This is a genomic window from Leptothoe sp. ISB3NOV94-8A (genome assembly GCF_043421595.1).
In the GTDB taxonomy this organism is placed as follows: domain Bacteria; phylum Cyanobacteriota; class Cyanobacteriia; order Phormidesmidales; family Phormidesmidaceae; genus Leptothoe; species Leptothoe turfae.
The window spans coordinates 1,406,273-1,424,978 of record NZ_JAXSQW010000001.1 but is presented as its reverse complement, the minus strand read 5'-3'; the positions used below and the strand labels follow the sequence as shown (position 1 = coordinate 1,424,978).

Below are 18,706 nucleotides of genomic sequence, written 5' to 3'. Positions count from 1 at the left end.
AATTATGCTGAGGGTTGACTTAAAATTTGCCTCTCAGTGATTCAGGTGGAACTTAAGACGATATCAGCTAATCTGCAAATCCCTTTCTATCTTCCACCATAGCAAACGGAATCAAACTTAGGGGCCAGATAAAGTATTGCAAGAACAACACGGAATTAAAGTATAGGAAGGCCATCATGGTGACTGTAGACGCTGCAAAGATGCCAACCCGCTCTGTTAAGAAACTTAGATAGGCCAGCCCCATTAGAAATAGCATCAGTGCTTTGGCCTTGAGGCCCACCAGCCACGGATAATTTTGAAATAGAATCACATCGATAGATGGGGCACCGCTAATATGGCTATCCCCTAGGCGTGTTGCTGAGAACAAAACAGACTTAAAGAAGCCATCGGCATCCCAAATAATAAAGGGCAGGGACGTTATCAACGGCACACTGAGAATAATCAAAAAGCCAATAATCAGGTTTTTAGCGTACTTATCGCGTTTTTTCCATAGATATATTAGATATAGCGGCAGTAAAAATATCGCGATCTGTTTGATGCCCAGGGAGATGCTAAACATCAGCAGAGCGAGTCGTGGTTTCTCCTTTAAAAGAACCAGGGAGAATACTAAAAAGAAAATGGCTGCAAATTCTAGATGATGGACACGAATAATATAAATACTCCAGCGGCCTAGCAAGAGAACAAGCGAGGCCGCTATCCCCAGTAGCCACAACCGACGCTTTTGAAAGTATCGTAGCGTTAGACCCACAATACCCATGTGGAATATAAAGGCTGTGGGTCGCCAAAAGTATAGCCAGTCGCGATAGTCTAGAAAACCAAGTTTTTGCACTAGCGCAGATACAAGATAGGCAATGGGAAAATAAGTGGCATATTTATCATTTTCCCTGAGGTTGCCTGCCAGAACTCTGGCATAGGGGTTTTCTCCAGCCAGAATTCGCTTGCCTTCTAGCCAGATATAGTACATATCATGGCCCTGAAGCTCTTCAGCCGGTGTGTGCCAAAAACTGTAGTGTATGAAAAATCCTGCAGACGCCAGCAGCAGGAAAATAAGCCAATATCGTTTATCCCATTTGTCTAACCCTGACATGGTAAATGCTTGAAACAACAAATTAGTGACTAGAAATAAGGCTTCAGTATGCCACTAAAATCTGACCATGATATGACCACAGGTTACAAAAAATCCACCCAATCCTTTACGCTGACAGGCTGGGTGGAAACAAGGGTAGGGGTAAGACTTTTTGCCTCTACTGTGTCTCTAGAAAGGTGAGTGTGACAAAAGAGACAATGGCCTAGGCACGGCGTTCGACCACTAGGGTAAAACGGGCAACCAGCATGCCAACGGATGCGATCGCAACCAGCGGTGCAAAAAAGGCCAGACCCACGGCTCCCCCCACTAGGCCCGCTGTCAGGGGAATTTCTAACAAGGTGCGGCCTTCAGCATTTTTAATCAAAATCCGTCGCACATTACTCTCATTAATGAGCTCTTGTACTTTGTTAACCAGGTTGTCGCTATTTACCACAAATTCTTCTGTAGTCGTTTCTGGATCAGATTCCGGTGGTGTTGAGTTGGGAGAAGAGGGATCAGAGTAGCTCATGGGTTGACTAACCTAACTTTAAAAAACGAATGTCTAAAGACAAACCTGTCCCTTTGATACTGGCTAGAGCAAGAGACAGGCTGTAATTCTAAGCTTTCTTTTGAGTTTTACGCTGTTATGCGTAACCTAATCCAAATATTTCTCAAGGGTGCTTGACAAGGTGCTAGCGGGTACAGCACCAACGACCGTATCGGCAACCTTACCATCCTTGAAAATTAGCAGTGTGGGAATGCTGCGCACACCGTAGTCACTGGCACTTTTAGGATTATCGTCTACATTGAGCTTGAGGACTTTGACTCGGCCTTCAAACTTAGTAGCCACCTCATCTACGACAGGTGCCACCATGCGACAAGGGCCACACCAGGGTGCCCAAAAATCGACTAGTACAGGGGTATCGCTGCCCAGTACATCATTCTGAAAATCGGCATCTGAAACTTCATTGACCAATGCATTTGTAGCCATCTTTTTGACCTCCTGAAAAACCAACGCGCCAGTAATACAGTAGCCCTATCGAGGCCCTTCTGCATTTACTGAGTGCATCAATTATAGTTCCATAAAGTTGAACTAACAAAGGACGGTCATCCGCCCACTCCCATTTTTACTGACATAGCCCCGTGTCATAATGCAAGTATGCGTCCAATTTCCCATCCAGATACAAACCAAATAACCCTGGCAGAGGTGCTGTACGCCCTGGGTGATCCAGTCAGGCTAAAAATTGTCAAAACCATCGCCCAAAAAGGCGAGCAAGCTTGTCGCAGCTGCGGTGGTGATGAGATTGCTAAATCCACCCTGTCGCATCACTTTAAAATTCTGCGCGAAGCTGGCATTGTCCATACCGAGAAGGTGGGCACCCAGCATTTGAATTCATTGCGCGTAGATGAGCTGGAAGCCAAATTTCCAGGTGTGCTGGCCTCGGTGCTGGCGGCAGCGGATGATGGGGACGTGTGTGAGGAGTAGGGGTTCGGCTTCGCTCACCCCTCGGGTATCGTTTTGAGTTAAGCAGAATCGGCTTCGCTCACCCCTCGGGTATCGTTAGCTGGTTGAGCGAAGTCGAAACCAGCGGCAACAACGGGTTTTATCCTTCAACAACGATGGCCCGAAAGTCATTCACATTGGTCAATGTGGGTCCGGTCACCACTAGTGCTCCAATGGATTCAAAAAAGCTATAGCTGTCGTGGGTGTTTAGATATTTCTGCGGGTTACGTCCTGTGCGCCAGAGGTCTGGTGTAATCAGGGCTCCGGCATTGTTTTCGCTACCGTCGATGCCGTCGGTGTCGCAGGCAATGGCGGTGATGCCGGTTTCGCCGTCCAGGTAACTGGCCAGGGCCAATAGAAACTCGCTATTGCGGCCGCCTTTGCCAACAAAGTTTTGTTTGACGGTAACGGTAGTTTCGCCGCCGGAGAGGATGACGCAGGGAGGGGCAATGGGTTGCTGATGGCGTTTGGCTTGACGGGCAATGGCTCCGTGCACCAGGGCGACATCGCGGGCTTCCCCTTCAATGGCATCGCTAAGGATCAGGGGAGTATAGCCACTTGCGATCGCAACCTTGGCGGCTGCTTCCAATGACTGTTGCGGCGTCGCAATCAGATGGTTGGTGGTGGTACTCAGCCGCTTATCCTCTGGAGGAATGACGGGGTTAGGATTACGCATTAGATAATCCCGAATGTGATTGGGAATGGTGATCCGATACCGGGCGATGATTTCCAGGGCATCGGCGGCTGTGGCCGTATCTCCCACGGTGGGACCAGAGGCGATGGCACTGAGGCTGTCCCCCGCCACATCGGAAATAATCAGCGATACCACCTTGGCCGGATATGCCGCTGCCGATAGGCGTCCCCCCGAGGAGCAGGACAACGACTTACGCACCGTATTCATAGAAATGATATCCGCCCCTGACGCCAGCAGTTGACGGTTGATGTCCGCTAGATTTTCTAGACTGATGCCTTCTGGTGGCAGGGTAAACAGGGCCGAGCCGCCACCGGAAATCAAGCAAATCACCAAGTCATCAGCGGTCAAGGTCCGCACCCGCTGGAAAATTTGCTGGGCTCCCCCCATGCCGTTGGCATCGGGCACCGGATGTCCTGCTTCGATCACTTCGATGGATTGGGTGGGGACAACGTGACCGTAGCGGGTAATCACTAGACCTTCCATGGGTTCTGTATTGCCTGCCTTTGCCCAGGTATTTTCCACAGCCTTGGCCATGGCGGCAGCGGATTTACCAATGCCAACCACCACCACACGTCCTGTGGGTTTTGTTTTTAGGTAAGGCTCTAGGGCACGGGCCACCTGTTCTTGGGGCATGGCCGCAGCCACGGCAGCATCAAATAATTCTCGCAGCAGATCGGCGGACGACATAGTTTGATTGGGTAGTGCAACAGGATTGGGGGAGAGCATAGCCTGATTTCTAAGTAATCATAGGTGGTTCAGATGTCATCGATAGGCCACCATGAGCAAAATGTTCCGGACGGGCCAATCGTAGGGATATTGCCCTAAAATCACGAATCCATAAAATCGCCAATTTGCAACCATTATCAAACCATCCATCGTAGAGACGTTCCATGGAACGTCTCTACGATCGGTAATTTCCCGTTAGGGTGATAATAACCATAGGGATATTTGGGAGAATCAACACGGTGTTTGACGTATTAATCATCGGGGCAGGGCCTGCCGCACTGATCATGGCATCCGCTTTAGCCAACCATGGTTTATCCCTCCAAGGCCTGGCTCCCACAACGCCAGATACTCCCTGGCCCAATACCTATGGCGTCTGGTGTGACGAACTAGAAGAGCTGGGCCTGAAGGACTTATTAGGGCAAAGCTGGCAAAACACCGTCAGCTACTTTGGCCGAGAAGCCGCCACTCAGCCCACACGTCACCATCGCGACTACGGTCTATTTGATAAAGACAAGCTACAGCAGCATTTTCTAACTCAACTGGGCGACATGACCTGGCACTGTGGCAAAGCTGCGACTGTGACCCACACTAGCGACCACAGCTGTGTGACCACCGAGGCTGGCGAAGACCTTAAAGCCAAACTCGTTATTGATACCACTGGCCACAATGCCGCTCTGGTGCAGCGATCGATATCTAAGAATCCGCCTGTGTCCTATCAGGTGGCCTATGGCATCGTGGGCAAATTTTCAAAACCTCCTGTGGCACCGGGGCAGTTTTCCCTGATGGACTACCGGGCAGAGCACCTGTCAGCCGAGGAGCTGGCCGGTCCACCCACGTTCCTCTATGCCATGGACATGGGCGATGACGTGTTTTTTGTGGAGGAAACCTCCCTGGCCCTGTCTCCGGCAATGGCCTACGACACCCTAAAAGACCGGCTGCAGAAGCGCCTTACGGCGGATGGTGTAGAAGTTAGCGAAGTACATCACACGGAATATTGCCTGTTTCCCATGAATCTGCCGCTGCCGGATTTGAACCAGCGGGTGCTAGGGTTTGGCGGTGCGGCCAGTATGGTGCACCCAGCTACGGGGTATATGGTGGGGGCGATGCTGCGGCGGGCTCCGGATGTGGCGGTTGCGATCGCCACATCTATTTCGAACGGAGACGTGGGGGAAGCGCTTGCCCAAGCAGGTTGGCAAACCCTATGGACCACCGAACGTTTACGCAAGCATCACATTTATCAGTTTGGGTTGGAAACCCTGATGCGCTTCAACCATCGTGAACTGTGCCAATTTTTTGACAGCTTCTTCAAGCTACCCCAGACCAAGTGGGCAGGCTTCTTAGCCGATACCCTATCCCCCTTTGAACTGGTCATGGCCATGGTCACCATGTTTAGCCAAACAACGAACCCAGTACGCGGCGGACTCATGGGGGGCGTCGGCACCGATGGACAACTGTTATTCAAGTCGCTGATGGGTAAAGTTTAACTCAGTCATCGGCTAAAGCCCTTTCATATAAGCGTTTGGCATTATCAGGAAAAGTCTCAGTAAGTTTAAGAGATTTCCATCTACCCGTAATATCTTTATGAGTTTTCCATGAAGGGGCACCATAACTTCACACTCTTTGAGGCAACCTGGAAACATCAAACACTTTTGGTGAGCGATGCATCGTAAACCTTCAGGGCAAGAATTTTTACGTGGGTGAATGAGCCGTTGAATACTCAGCTTTTCACCATCCTCCCCAAAATTGCTAGTACAGCGTCAGGCTTATTCACAAACTGTTTTTATACCTTGTTCCCACCCGTTTAGATTTTAATTTTAAGCTTGGCCATCTACTAATTGACGCAGTGCTGACCCCTTGTTTTGTTGCTAGCAAATCCAGTCACCATGCCACTTCTAACTAAGCCCACCCTCAAACGATTACCTTGTTTGCTACCGCGTCTTCGTCCAGATCAGTCTCCTTGCCGGGTGTTAGTGGTGGATGACCATCCCGTCAATCGCACCTTATTGCTGCGTTTATTGAAACGCAGTGGTTTTGCTGTCAGCCAGGCCGTTAATGGGGCCGATGCCTTCACCCGTTGGGAACAGTGGCAACCCCAGCTCATATTTATGGACTTGCTGATGCCTGGGATGGATGGTCGCGAGGCCACACGTCTGATTCGCACCGCCGAAACCATGGAGCAGCGGCAAAACCTTACAAAAATCATTGCCCTCACCGCACAACCAGCATTGGCCTGTGCCCATCAAGTGAATGTCGGCGGGTTTGATGACATTATTACCAAACCCATTCGGCCATACACTATGTTTGAACTCATCGCTCAATATCTTGATCTGCAATACGTCTATAGCTGTTCTGAAGAATGGAGTGCTAGTTAAATCAGTATTCCTCAATACAAACCTGTCTAATTTCCATGCATCCGGTTCCATGGAATGCGAGAATACCCCTTGACAACAAACGTCACAAGGGAGATATGACATGGCTGCATTTCCAATCGACTTGGGCGCTTACAAGCGTATTAGTCTTGATCCGTCTACACCGACGCTGACTGATGAGCAGCGTGAGGCTATCAAAGCAAATATTCAACTTTGCCGCGATGCCATTGTCTTCTTTACAGCAACCGGTGCTGCGCGGGGTGTGGGCGGTCATACTGGTGGCCCCTACGATACCGTCCCCGAAGTCATGCTCATGGATGCTCTTTTTCGGGGTGCGCCTGACAGCTATGTCCCCACCTTCTTTGATGAGGCCGGACACCGGGTGGGTACCCAGTATCTAATGTCTGCCCTGAATGGCGACCTGCCTGCTGAGCAGCTGATGAACTATCGTGCTGCCGGTTCTCACCTACCCGGACACCCTGAGCTGGGTCTTACCCCCGGTGTAAAATTTAGCTCCGGTCGTCTGGGCCACATGTGGCCCTACGTTAACGGTGTGGCCCTAGCTAACCCTGGCAAAACTGTTTTCTGTCTTGGTTCCGACGGTTCCCAGCAAGAAGGTAACGACGCTGAAGCGGCTCGTCTAGCGGTAGCTCAGCATATCAATGTGAAGCTGCTCATTGATGACAATGACGTCACCATTGCGGGTAACCCTTCTAAGTATTTGCCTGGTTACAGCGTTAAGAAAACTTTAGAAGGTCACGGTCTGAAGGTTCTAGAGTGCAACGGTGAAGATATCGATGCACTATACGCCAACATTTGCGAAGCCATCAATACTCCTGGACCGATCGCTGTTATCCTCAAGCGTCCCATGTGCCCTGGCATTGAAGGCTTGGAGGGGTCTAACCACGGTCATGATGTAATCTCTGTTCCTGCGGCTATCAAGTATCTAGAAGCTCGTGGTCACCAGACCGCAGCTGACATTCTCAAGAATACTGAGAAGCCCAGTAACCCCAACACCTACACCGGTTCCACCGATAAAATGGATGCCAACCGTAAGGTCTTTGGTGCTGCTGTGGTAGAAATGCTCGGTGCCATGGGTGAAGAAGAGCGCAAAAATAGTGTTCTCGTTGTGGACAGCGACCTGGAAGGCTCTTGTGGCCTGAACACCATCCGTGAAGCTCATCCTGAAGTCTTTATCAGCGGTGGTATTCAGGAGCGCGGCAACCTATCTGCGGCAGCTGGCTTTGGTATGGAGAAAGGCAAGCAAGGTATCTTTGCCACCTTTAGTGCGTTCTTGGAAATGTGTATTTCTGAGATCACCATGGCTCGTCTCAACTACTCCAACCTGTTGTGTCATTTTTCCCACGCAGGCATTGACGACATGGCTGACAACACCTGCCACTTCGGTATGAACAACCTGTTCGCCGACAATGGTTTGGATGACAGTCATCCCACTAACATTTACTTCCCTGCTGACGCTAACCAAATGCGCGCCTGCGTGAAGTCGATCTTTAACGCTCCCGGTCTGCGCTTTATCTTCTCTACCCGTTCTAAGGTACCCATGATTTTGGATACTGACGGTAACGAGATGTTTGCAGGAGACTACGCCTTTACCTCCGGTAAGGATGACATTGTTCGTGAGGGTACTGCAGGCTACGTTGTTGCCTTTGGTGCTGCACTTTACCGTGCTCTAGATGCGGTAGAGAAACTTAAGGCAGAAGGCATTGATGTGGGTCTAATCAACAAGGGTACTCTCAACGTTGTCGACGAAGAGACTCTTGCTAAAATTGGTGACACTCCTATGGTACTTGTGGTTGAGTCCTTCAACCGTCGTACTGGTCTAGGTAGCCGCATGGGCTCCTGGTTGTTGGAGCGTGGCCTGACGCCTAAGTATGGCTATATTGGTACTCACATTGAAGGTGGCGGTGGTCTTTGGGAACAGTTCCCTCACCAGGGGATTGATTCTACTGGCATTGTTGCTAAGGTAAAAGAGATGCTGGGTTAATTGCAGCGAATAATCTTTTGATTTTTTCTTGATAAAAAGCGGCAGAGCTCTTTGAAGGCTCTGCCGCTTTTTCTTATGTTGAAATTAATGGCTTTAACTAAGCCTAAAGAGTCTTTAAAGAAAGATAGTGAACCTTAACAATCGACCTCACCGTAACTCTCACTACACCTGCATCATTGCTATGAGCGATCACCCTGTCGGGGAAACCCCAATATGCCTAATTGGGATAGCTAATATGCTTCCGGAAAGGGGAGTTAGGCCCCCACGAAAGGGAGGGTTTCAGGGAGGAAAGCCCTGAGCAACCCTCTTCGCTATGGATCAATTTTCACTTTATGAACCTGAGCTGTTGGTTAAAAGCAAAACCGGTTGCTTGGGGTCCCTCCGAGTTCTCTTTCTGGAAGTAGTTAAGTTATCTCCTTTAGGCATATTGGGGTTTCCCATGGGTAGGGCCGTGACGACACCCTACGACCCAACGTACTGGATTGTTCCTAATCGCATTACGTTAAGGAGTTACGGCGGGGTCGATTATATTTATTTCGAACTTTCTCCCGTAAGACATTTCTCCTTAGTACGGCAATGAAGATGCCGAGATGGGGAGGTGGTAAAAATTTATAGGGTAAAAAAGTGAAAAAAGGAAAGTACCCTTACGGGTACTACGTGAATTTTATTGGGGTATTCCATACTTTAATTGGCATTAACTCGTGAATTATGCGATTTACTGGTTCCCCTGAGCATTTAGATACTCATATCTTACGTAGCTATTCTGTACTGCGCTGGTGTATGAGTGTGTTTGGTTTTATTTTGCCTCTGTTGCTTGTGATTGGTGGGCTTAGAAGCTGGTGGTGGCTTGCGGCACCGCTGCCGGTTCAGAATTCTCTGAGTGCTTACTACCATGCTGGGTCGAGCTGCACGGCTTTAGAGGGTGTTTATCGGGATTTATTTGTTGGCATTTTGGCTGCGATCGCAGCTTGCTGTGTTATTTACAGTGGGTTTGGCAAGCTGGAGAACTGGCTGCTTAATATTGCGGGTATTTGCCTTGCGGGTGTGGCGTTTTTCCCGACGGACTGGCCTGAACCTCAGGTGCTGGCATCATGTAAGGACACGCCTGGTTTTGTGGATTATGTGCCTAGTGAGCTGCTAGGGTTGCCGATGTCAATTCATTTTATTGCTGCGATCGCATTTTTTATTGCGATTATGGTGGTCAACATCTACACAGCAATGGACACGGTCAAAATTATTGAAGATGAAAAAAAGAGAGCTTTTTGGAAGGCTATTTTTAGTGTTGCCAGATTTCTGATGCCGATTTCCATTGGCCTAGTGCTGTTGCTGAGGCTGGCCACTGGTACGAGTATTATCGGTGATCGCCTGGTTTTGTGGATTGAGTGGGCAGGTATATGGGCGTTTTCTCTGTACTGGCTGCTCAAGAGTATCGAAATCCTTGGCAGCAAGGTGGATGTTGATATGGTCAATGGCAGGGTAGAGTGGGACACTCTTTCTAATGGTGATCAAGCCAGCAGGCAACTCCAGCGGTGTAAGGTATCCCATGATGGTCCCTGAACATTGTTTGTTTAGATTAGGTATCTAATGGGCTTTTGACTCCACGACCACCGCGATTAAGCACGTGGGTATAAATCATTGTGGTCTTCACATCCTTGTGGCCTAATAGCTCTTGTACGGTGCGGATATCATAGCCATCTTCTAAAAGATGGGTAGCAAAGCTATGGCGAAAGGTATGACAGCCACCATATTTTGTGACACCAGCACGCTGAAGCGCATGTTTCACCGCCCGTTGTATAGACCGCTCATAAACATGATGTCTTCTGATAATCTTGGTTCGAGGATCGACAGAACGTTTCCAAGAGGGAAACACAAATTGCCATTTCCATTCGCTATGGGCATTGGGATATTTACGTTCTAGGGCATAGGGCATTTCAACCGTTCCGTACCCCATTGCTAAGTCTTGGTCATGTAAACGCTTAGCTTTTTGCAACTGTTGCTGTAATGGATCAACCAATGAGTCAGGTAGCATCGTACGACGATCTTTCTGGCCTTTGCCATCGCGTAATGTAATCTGGCGATACTCAAAATCTAAATCCTTTACGCGTAAGCGCAGCCCTTCCATCAAGCGCATACCTGTACCGTAGAGCAAACTGACTATCAGATGTTGAATGCCGTCTAGATTGGCTAAAATGCGTTTTACTTCTGAGCGCGTGAAGACAGTTGGTAAGCGTTGAGGGCGTTTAGCACGCTCAATATCATCTATGTAAGGCAATTCTATATTGAGAACCCGACGATATAGAAATAACAGCGCACTGAGAGCCACCGTTTGAGTCGATGCTGCCACATTCCGGTGGATAGCAAGATGCGATAAGTAAGCTCTGATTTCAGATGCCCCCATGTCTTTCGGGTGTCGCTTGTTATGAAACAAAATGTAGTCCCGAATGTAATAGACATAGGATTTTTCAGTTGAAAGACTAAAGTGCTTTAGCCGAGCAACTTCCCTAACTTGATCAAGTAAGCGTGGTGGCTTTGATTTTGCCATCGTACATGACGTATAACTCCTGTATGGAGTGACTTAACTGTCAAATCTGACGGATAAGTACCCCATTCACCATACTTAACTGTCAAATATGACGTATAACACCCTATTTTCCCGGAGTTATACGTCATGAGTTGCATATAAGTTCTGTAAATAAGGGTGTTATTACCTAAAACTGACGGATAAGATCCGGAAATATGGATCTTATCCGTCAGATCTGACGCTGAATATATAGTTATCTAGTGGCTCCCGAATCGCTATGCTCCAATGCAATTACCAATAGGGTCAATATGAGCAATTGGACTGAGTTCGAGGCTGAATTTAAGATAGATTATCTTGTTCGCAGAATAGAGCACTATATTACAGAAAGAGGCAACTCTCGCAGAACCAATGCCGATATCACTTGCTTTTTGAGCCATAGTGGAGATGACGCAAAAGAGGTGACTCAGTTCGCCAGAGCACTAGAGGTAGACATGAGAGCGTTAGGTATCGAGGTGGAGGTATTCAACACGTCGGACCCTCGATACCGCTTCGATGAGTTCAAAGGTTACCGCTTCGATGAGTCCAAAGATTTTCTGAAGATGGGGGATGCCTTACAAGAGATACTGACGCGTCCTCTTGATGCACTGGCGCAGTACTTAGCCGACAACTTGATTGGATCCAGATTCTACCTCCTCTATGTAACTGAAAACAGCATCGCAAAGCGCAGTGCTTGGATCACATTCGAGATACACATGGCGAGACGCCTCGCTATCCAAAGTTTAGAGGGAAAACCACTGGCTTTCATACCTTGCGTGACTGCCTCCAGCTCATTCGCAAAATTGCCAAAACTCGCGATTTCCTTCCAAGGTATCGACCTCGCGTCAGAGCCTAAGAAGCTGTCGCAAGAGATGGCTCGGATCCTTAGCCACGATACTTGATCGGCTCTCATTAATGATTGAACAGGGTTATTTGCTACACTGCTCCCGAGACTTGTACTACACAGGTTATTGGAATATGCATTGCAAAAATCAAACGCCAGCTAACAGACACATGTACCAGGGCCGCCAATCTTAGCCAGATTTAAGTGGGGCATCGCCAGCAGCAGTGACTTGGTAATGTTGGGCGTTAGCCGACGTTTACAATCACCATATATGTTATTTGTTTATTTGCTTTCTTAAGTGTGTCAGTATGAATACCCCTCCACATAGCGGTACTTTTTTAGCCCAAGCAGACAACGATATCTTAAGTGCTGCAGTGCTACAGCATTATGACCAATGGGTTCACTCGCTATATCATGGTGTACAAGCCATCGAAAAATATTTAAAGGCTAAATTCATTGCTTTCCATGAAAAAAGAGGTGAGAACGGATACGAGGTCTACAATCAAAATAAAAACTTTTTGAAGACACACAATATTATCAAGCTTTGGAATAAAATTGAGTCGCTTGAACCAAGTTATAAAAGTTTTCCTTGGAAACAAGAGCTTCCAATGTTGTCTGAATTTGATCAGCTTACTCGCTACCCATACGTTGAACAGAAAGTTCATAATGGAATGTGTTCTTCTGACTTAGAGCTATGTCTTTTGGTTTCGTTACAGGTGCGACCGAACACTGTGATTCAGCAAGATAATTATCCCCTTGCAAGAGCACTCCGTGGATACTTAATGGAAAATCCCACAGATGTTAAGCCCACTCCTGCTGCACAAATTCTGAAAGATTATTTTCCAGATGCGAATGCACTGGTATGGTGGCCCAATAAACCACCAGGTGCAACACTTGTGCGCCGCATGCCCTACATCAGGTAGAGTTTCTCACCGAGATTTGAGAGAGAGGATAAAATGTATTCTTTGTATGATGCAGTCAGCTTTGTTTTGCTGAGCCAGCGCGACATGACTGATACGCTGACAACTGCCGTCACTTTGAGCAGGGGGGGTAAGATTGTTGCCACCACCCAGCTAACACTGCGTTGCAACGGCGGAGCATGAGGAGTTGAGCAAAATTCAAAGTTACTACTGCCGTTGAACTCCAACGTTATGCTGCTTGTAATTCAGTGAAGGTAGCCTAAAAGTTATCTGTAAGCATTCAGGGCCAAGCCACTAGATTTTGTAGTATATTGTAGTATGTTTATTGAGGTTTACAGAGTTAACTGGAGTTCACATGGGAATGCGAATTGAACCATACGCCCCCTGCTACCTTGATAGTGTTATTCGTCTTTCGCTTCGGGCATGGACTCCGGTCTTTGATTCGATTCAGAAATCGCTGAATGCTGATGTGTACCGGGCGTTCTATTCCGATAATTGGCGTGTGAGCCAGCAGGAGGCTGTCGAGAGTGTCTGCGCTGCAGAAGACACAAATGTATGGGTTGCTATCGATACAGATTCTACAGTGGGTTTCGTAGCCGTGAAACTACACTCAGAGGACAGCATGGGTGAAGTCTACATGGTCGCCGTCGATCCAGACTTTCAAGGTCACGGCATTGGTGCCGCTCTGATAGAACGCGCTCTTGATTGGATGAAAGATGCGGGGATGTCTATTGCTATGGTTGATACTGGAGGTGATCCCGGTCATGCCCCGGCCCGCCACACCTATGAGAAGGTGGGCTTCAAGTTGTGGCCAGTCGCTAGATACTTCAAGAAGCTCTAAGTTACAGATGTAAGTCTCAATGTATGCTTTGTTTTTGAGCTAATCAATTGCGATCGCCGCATAATCGGGATAGGGAGAATCCTCACGAATCCCCCCTCCCACACCACCCGGCATGCGGGTCCGCACCGGGCGGTTCAGCATCACGGAGCAAACACTAACCTGTGTCATCAAACGTAGCCCTGGGCTTTCATCCACAAGTCACGTATCGACAACAATCCCTGTTGTTCTAACCACTCATTGGTCATCCCAGTTTGCGTCGCCAACGTTCTCGACAAATGCCAATAGCCTCGTCGGCTAATGCCCGTCAAAATCGCATGGCGCTTATCTGTCCCGAGGGCCAAAAGCTTGCTGATGCGAGTACGCGGTCTGCACCACTGTTTCCAGTAACACATCCGGATGCGCCGTCGCAACCAACCATCGAGCTCGGGTATCGGGTGATAATACTGTGAGATGCCAAAATAGCCCATCCAGCCTCGCAGATACTGGTTTATGCGCTCCAAGCGGTAGTCCATTGAGACTCTCCAACTGCAGGCTGTTAATCCCTTCAGTCGGTGTTTGAAGTCTGCAAAGGCTTTATCTGACCAATACACCCGGATTCCCTTGAAATTGAAACCCGAGATATTCCAAGGCATGGACATTCACCACCTGTGACTTTTGCCGGTTCACCTTCAGCCTCAGCTTCTGGGTGAGATATCGGCTGATCTTAGCCATTACCCACTTTCCCGCTCGCATACTTTTGACCAGAATCACCAGGTCATCCATATACCGAACAAAGCGGTGGCCTCGTGTCTCCAGTTCCTGGTCGAGATCATCCAACAATATGTTGGCGAGCAACGGTGAAAGGGGAGATCCTTGAGGGGTACCCCAATCTGTTGACTGGATGATGCCATCCACCATTACGCCTGCTCGCAGATAGCGGCCTATCAGCGTCAAGAGCACTTTTTCGCGCACTTTCCGTGACACCCGGGCCATCAAAACGTCGTGCTGGACCGTATCGAGAAATTTCTCCAAGTCCAAATCTACGGCGATGCGATAACCCGCTTTGAGGTAACCTTTTATCTGCTTGATTGCTCCATGAGCAGAGCGCTGTGGACGACTCCCAAAACTTGACTCTGAAAAGCCAGGGGTTCACTTCACTCTGCACCACCGCGTCATTTACCCTGTTCCTTGGACCGTTAGGTTTCGTTGTGGTGTGCCAACTCACCCAGGAATCCAGGCCTTCTATGACGTTTCTGTACCCTTCGGGAAGTCTTACGCCTACGTCAGCTCGCAGATGTGCCGCTGGCTTCCTTCAGACCCTCCCTCGCGAGAGCGTCCTTGCCTTAGGCTAGTAGTACTCGTCTCTCGGATCCTATGACTTTCGAGCATTTGGACGGGGTCCTCCCTCCTACAGGGGACTTTCACCCCATTAGTTCACGTCCATGCCAGGCGTACACACGCCCATGCACACCGACCGCAGTAAGTGAGTCGGTATGATGCAGAGGTTATCTGCAGCGGGTGATGGGGATCGTTGGACTACCTCAGTTAAACCTTCAGGTGCTTATCCAGAGGACATTTGCGAGAAAACTGCACCTAATCAGTAGGCTATGCTCTATCTCGAACTAGTTTTTTGCCAGCCTCCAAATCGCCATCGCAAAAATAGAAATGAACTCAGTAGCAGAGTAAATAGGATTGCGGCGCTCCATCCACCAAAGATACCTACTCCTAATTGTGGCAGAAAATCAACCAGCCCTTCTCCTTGCTCAAATGTCAGGATATGAGTGAGTGGCACAAAGCCCAACCAACTCAATAGAACAGCAAACAGACTCGGCACCTTGACGTCGCCGGTACCTTGAAGGCAAAAGGCGCTGCCAATATTCAATGCATTAAAAGCGTTGTAGACAACGGCTAGCCAGAGTAATGTCTGGCTCAGTTGAATAACGGCTTCAACGTGGGCATCAGTCGTCGTGACGAATAGGGGTATTAGCCACTGCCCGTTAAAGGCAAGTAAGACATTCACTGAAATCGAGTACAGCACACATAAGGCGATCGCTATATTGCCTAATCGCTTTGCCCAGCGGCGATTACCTGCTCCAATTGACTGTCCGACCAAGGTTGTTCCTGCCTGCGCGATACCTAGCGTTGGCATGTAGGCCGTCGAGGTCAGCATCATGACAACCTGGGTAGCAGCCCCTGGTACGACACCAAGCTTGACCTGCATGATTTGAAAGAAGGCAATCCCGGTTAAATCGGCGGTCATAAGAAACCCGAGTGGAAGACCTACCGCAAAAAGATAGCGAATCGCTTGCCACTGGGGCTTCCAAATCCGATGAGATTGGAAGTCTTGACGAATCTCACGGCTGAGAAAAACCCAGAGAAAAAGCACCATGCCAGCCATGAGCGAAAGGGTTGTCGCCCATGCGGCCCCAGCCATTCCCATTCCCAACTGAAACATCAAGCTCTCATTCAAAACCACGTTGAGGAGGGCAATGGCGATCGATACCCACAGCGTAATCGTAGTTCTACCAACGCCATTGAAGAAGGCGGTCAATCCTAAATTTATAATTGCGATTGTCAAGCCCAAGAGACGGGGTATCCAGTAGTCGATGGCTAGCTGCTCAACGACTGGAGAGAATTGAAACAGCTTAAGCAACTCAACTCCTGAAATAGCCAGTAGAACGAACAGTGGGGTGAGCAAGAGTGCACCCCAAAATCCGGCCCCAACCGCTTGGGCGGCCTGATGATATTTACCCTCTCCATAGGCTTGAGCCACTAAAGTTTGTACATACATGCCGACCCCACCAAACAGGACGAACAGTACCAGGATAAGAAAGTACAGCGCCCCCATTGCAGCGATCGCATCGGTCGAGAGGCGTCCAATAAACCAAGAGTCTGTAAGGTTCAGAACAGCTTGAACCCCGTTACTGAGAAACAGTGGAAACGCAAGAAGCAAAATGCCTCGATAATCCACACGACGTTTGCCTCGCCAGTCAACTTTTGCGACAGGGAGGAGTGATTCCGTTTGATAAGCCATCGTAAAGCCCGCCTTTCCCTTGTCGCTACCAAGTTGTTGTCATCTGGCGAATTAAGTCATGAGTTTTAGCTAGAGACTGCCGACGAGAATCTTCTCTTTCGTTTGAGTTTGCAGCACGAATAAACGTGATGTCGCTCACGCCAATAAGTCCCAAAACCGCACGCAGATAAGGTTCTTGGAAACCATAGCTGACGAGGTCTGTGCCAGCGGCATAGCTACTTCCTCTCTCTCTTAGGCTAGAGTCGCGATGCAAAATATGTGACATGTGCAACTCGTTCCTTGAACGATATTTCAGCAGATACCTAGGAGTATGCAGTGGGTTAAGTCTTGATATCTTGCAGCTTTCTCCGATTTTTTGCACATTCTCACTAATGGTTGATAACGATTTTGGGGTCACTTCAGTCTCTACACAATCGCGTCATTTACCCTGTTCCTTGGACCTCTAGGTTTCGTTGTGTTGTGCCAACTTACCTGGGAATCCGGGCCTTCTAAGACGTTTCTGTACCCTTCAGGAAGTCTTACGCCTACGTCGGCTCGCAGATTTGCCGTTGGCTTCCTTCAGCCCCTCCCTCGCGAGAGCGCCCTTGCCTTAAGCTAGTAGTACTCGTCTCTCGGCTCCTATGACTTTCGAGCATTTGGGCGGGCCTCCTACAGGGGACTTTCACCCCATTAGTTCACGCCCATGCCGAGCGTACACAACCGTTTGCAGCGGACAATATGGAAATCCTGGGGTAGCATAAAGGTTGATTGTTGCCGCTGAACACGACCGTTAGACCGCTAGACCTCAGTGGTGACGGTGGCTTAAAAGCTATCTGTGAGTGTTTAAAGTTAAGTCAGTTTAGACTTTTGCTGAGATGGTGTTGTGAGATGAGAGTATTAATCACTGGCTTTGAGCCAAATGATGATGGGTTGAATGCGTCAGAGTCAGTTGTGGTTTCGCTGCGTGATAATCCCACTCAAGAGCTTAGTCAGTACCTTCATTACATTGATTTCAAGATTATGCCTGGTAATACCAACGGTCTTAGGCAGGTAGTCGATGAAACCCTCAAAGTCGTCTCGCCTGATCTTTGCATTGGGATTGGTCAAGCACGAGGCTACAACCGGATAGCTCTTGAACGAATGGCAAAGAATTTAAGATATTTTGTGACATTGGACAGAGCAGGTAATGCACCAAAAGGTGAGAAGGTTGTCCCAAATGCTCCCATAGCTTACTGGAATTCTTTGCTAGAGCAAGATAGTTTAGTTTCCTTGCTAGAAAGCCGCAATATTCCAGCTAGAATTTCCAATGATTGTGGAACTCATTTATGCAATCAGATTTTTTATCACTTTCTTCATTGGAGGGAAACTCGTAAATCTGACATGAAAGTTGGTTTTGTCCACATTCCAGTACTGCCAGAGCAGGTCATAAAGTATTGGGCAGAGTCACCATTTATGCCAATGGAGATGACCCGTCAAGCTCTCTCGCTAATTATCAGTAGACAAATACAGATGATTAATTCAAAACTAAGCGCGGTCTAACAACCCGGTTGGAGCGAGCTAACAAAGCTGGTCGGTGCTGTAGCAAAGGTTTTTGCAGCCGTTCAACCGGAAAGTTATACAGTGCTGCCGACTATCACTGAACTCCTGCAGTGTGCCATTACAGAAATATTAAAGTGATCTGACAAGCAACAGACTGAGAGTGCAGTTTGGCTCTACGCTGGAAAACAAAACGAATTGGCATCTCGCAGCTTCTTGGTTAACTACTCGCAACTTGAGTTTTCATTCGCTATAATCGGAAAAATCTAAATAAACCTTGACCACATCCAGACCTAGTCGTTTGACCTACGGGAAAAACTTAAGTTTTCAAACTAGATGTGGTCTAACCCCAACAAAGGCATTGATGGGAAAGAGTAATTTTTGTGTCGGTGTAGAGCGAGTCAGGGATGGTGTGAGCCTGACCATACGGCAAAAATGAATATCCTCCCTGAGCCGCCCTCCAAAAGAAGGATCGCTCGCGATCGCATTCGAGTAGACAGGGCCGTGGCCTGCACGTTATAGCAGGAGGCTCTTCCCATTTGGGAGTAGCTGCAAAGACCGACGTTGCAAAGCGTTGGCAAAATTGGGTGGTACCGCGCTCACCTCAGCGCCCCAATGTGGAGGAATAAGGTTGGCGATTGCCGACTTTATA

At 48.5% G+C, this 18,706-nt stretch carries 18 protein-coding genes, 1 pseudogene and 1 other annotated feature; of the genes and pseudogenes, 10 read left to right on the top strand and 9 right to left on the bottom strand.

Going from position 1 to position 18,706, the window contains the following annotated elements:
- Positions 1-67: 67 nt before the first annotated feature.
- From SPB21_RS06260 to trxA, 3 genes are all read right to left on the bottom strand, one after another.
- Positions 68-1,087 (bottom strand): hypothetical protein, encoded by a 1,020-nt coding sequence (locus SPB21_RS06260; RefSeq protein ID WP_499866004.1) that lies wholly within the window; start codon positions 1,085-1,087, stop codon positions 68-70.
- A 202-nt stretch (positions 1,088-1,289) separates the two neighbouring features.
- Positions 1,290-1,595 (bottom strand): DUF4342 domain-containing protein, encoded by a 306-nt coding sequence (locus SPB21_RS06255; RefSeq protein ID WP_163659336.1) that lies wholly within the window; start codon positions 1,593-1,595, stop codon positions 1,290-1,292.
- A gap of 126 nt (positions 1,596-1,721) precedes the next feature.
- Positions 1,722-2,057, bottom strand: coding sequence for a thioredoxin (gene trxA, locus SPB21_RS06250; protein WP_163659337.1), 336 nt, complete (start codon positions 2,055-2,057; stop codon positions 1,722-1,724).
- A 168-nt stretch (positions 2,058-2,225) separates the two neighbouring features.
- On the opposite strand from trxA, the gene SPB21_RS06245 reads away from it, so the two are divergent.
- Positions 2,226-2,552 carry an ArsR/SmtB family transcription factor gene (locus tag SPB21_RS06245; RefSeq protein ID WP_163699212.1) on the top strand — a complete coding sequence of 109 codons (327 nt, stop codon included), beginning with the start codon at positions 2,226-2,228 and terminating at the stop codon, positions 2,550-2,552.
- A gap of 118 nt (positions 2,553-2,670) precedes the next feature.
- Here SPB21_RS06245 and SPB21_RS06240 read toward each other — a convergent pair whose 3' ends face one another.
- Entirely contained in the window at positions 2,671-3,951 is a 1,281-nt protein-coding gene (locus SPB21_RS06240; protein ID WP_250565781.1) for a glycerate kinase type-2 family protein, read from the bottom strand.
- A 278-nt stretch (positions 3,952-4,229) separates the two neighbouring features.
- Here SPB21_RS06240 and crtL point away from each other — a divergent pair, with 278 nt between their 5' ends.
- The 4 genes from crtL (at position 4,230) to SPB21_RS06220 (ending at position 9,921) form a co-directional block, all read left to right on the top strand.
- Positions 4,230-5,474 carry a lycopene beta cyclase gene (gene crtL, locus SPB21_RS06235; RefSeq protein ID WP_163699207.1) on the top strand — a complete coding sequence of 415 codons (1,245 nt, stop codon included), beginning with the start codon at positions 4,230-4,232 and terminating at the stop codon, positions 5,472-5,474.
- 399 nt (positions 5,475-5,873) lie between these two features.
- On the top strand, positions 5,874-6,362 hold the full coding sequence (locus tag SPB21_RS06230) for a response regulator (protein WP_163699205.1): 489 nt from the start codon (positions 5,874-5,876) through the stop codon (positions 6,360-6,362).
- Positions 6,363-6,462: 100 nt separating this feature from the next.
- Positions 6,463-8,364: a thiamine pyrophosphate-binding protein gene (locus SPB21_RS06225; protein ID WP_163699203.1), complete on the top strand. Its 1,902-nt coding sequence runs from the start codon at positions 6,463-6,465 to the stop codon at positions 8,362-8,364.
- A 708-nt stretch (positions 8,365-9,072) separates the two neighbouring features.
- Positions 9,073-9,921 carry a hypothetical protein gene (locus SPB21_RS06220; protein WP_163699201.1) on the top strand — a complete coding sequence of 283 codons (849 nt, stop codon included), beginning with the start codon at positions 9,073-9,075 and terminating at the stop codon, positions 9,919-9,921.
- A 16-nt stretch (positions 9,922-9,937) separates the two neighbouring features.
- Here the strand turns inward: SPB21_RS06220 and SPB21_RS06215 are convergent, their stop codons facing one another.
- Positions 9,938-10,906 (bottom strand): integron integrase, encoded by a 969-nt coding sequence (locus SPB21_RS06215; protein WP_163699199.1) that lies wholly within the window; start codon positions 10,904-10,906, stop codon positions 9,938-9,940.
- Between the two features lie 287 nt (positions 10,907-11,193).
- On the opposite strand from SPB21_RS06215, the gene SPB21_RS06210 reads away from it, so the two are divergent.
- The 4 genes from SPB21_RS06210 to SPB21_RS06195 all read left to right on the top strand — a co-directional run bounded on the left by SPB21_RS06210 (position 11,194) and on the right by SPB21_RS06195 (position 13,526).
- Positions 11,194-11,823, top strand: coding sequence for a hypothetical protein (locus SPB21_RS06210; RefSeq protein ID WP_499866000.1), 630 nt, complete (start codon positions 11,194-11,196; stop codon positions 11,821-11,823).
- Between the two features lie 250 nt (positions 11,824-12,073).
- Positions 12,074-12,688 (top strand): HEPN domain-containing protein, encoded by a 615-nt coding sequence (locus SPB21_RS06205; RefSeq protein WP_499865998.1) that lies wholly within the window; start codon positions 12,074-12,076, stop codon positions 12,686-12,688.
- A 33-nt stretch (positions 12,689-12,721) separates the two neighbouring features.
- Positions 12,722-12,868: a hypothetical protein gene (locus tag SPB21_RS06200; RefSeq protein WP_499865996.1), complete on the top strand. Its 147-nt coding sequence runs from the start codon at positions 12,722-12,724 to the stop codon at positions 12,866-12,868.
- A 178-nt stretch (positions 12,869-13,046) separates the two neighbouring features.
- Entirely contained in the window at positions 13,047-13,526 is a 480-nt protein-coding gene (locus SPB21_RS06195) for a GNAT family N-acetyltransferase (RefSeq protein ID WP_499865995.1), read from the top strand.
- 39 nt (positions 13,527-13,565) lie between these two features.
- On the opposite strand, the gene SPB21_RS06190 is transcribed toward SPB21_RS06195, so the two are convergent.
- From SPB21_RS06190 to SPB21_RS06175, 4 genes and pseudogenes are all read right to left on the bottom strand, one after another.
- The gene (locus SPB21_RS06190) at positions 13,566-13,694 is read right to left on the bottom strand and encodes a hypothetical protein (RefSeq protein WP_284681678.1); all 129 of its coding nucleotides are present in this window, start codon (positions 13,692-13,694) and stop codon (positions 13,566-13,568) included.
- Positions 13,694-14,651: pseudogene (locus tag SPB21_RS06185) on the bottom strand (reverse transcriptase domain-containing protein); the annotation flags it as partial. The pseudogene SPB21_RS06185 and the gene SPB21_RS06190, both read right to left, overlap by 1 nt.
- 466 nt (positions 14,652-15,117) lie before the next feature.
- Positions 15,118-16,539 (bottom strand): MATE family efflux transporter, encoded by a 1,422-nt coding sequence (locus SPB21_RS06180; protein WP_163699272.1) that lies wholly within the window; start codon positions 16,537-16,539, stop codon positions 15,118-15,120.
- Positions 16,540-16,564: 25 nt separating this feature from the next.
- Positions 16,565-16,804, bottom strand: coding sequence for an NADPH-dependent FMN reductase family protein (locus SPB21_RS06175; RefSeq protein WP_163668305.1), 240 nt, complete (start codon positions 16,802-16,804; stop codon positions 16,565-16,567).
- 602 nt (positions 16,805-17,406) lie between these two features.
- Between SPB21_RS06175 and SPB21_RS06170 the strand changes: the two genes are divergently transcribed.
- Positions 17,407-18,057, top strand: coding sequence for a pyroglutamyl-peptidase I (locus tag SPB21_RS06170; RefSeq protein ID WP_163699270.1), 651 nt, complete (start codon positions 17,407-17,409; stop codon positions 18,055-18,057).
- A gap of 349 nt (positions 18,058-18,406) precedes the next feature.
- Positions 18,407-18,672 (top strand) — a binding site (T-box leader).
- Positions 18,673-18,706 lie beyond the last annotated feature (34 nt).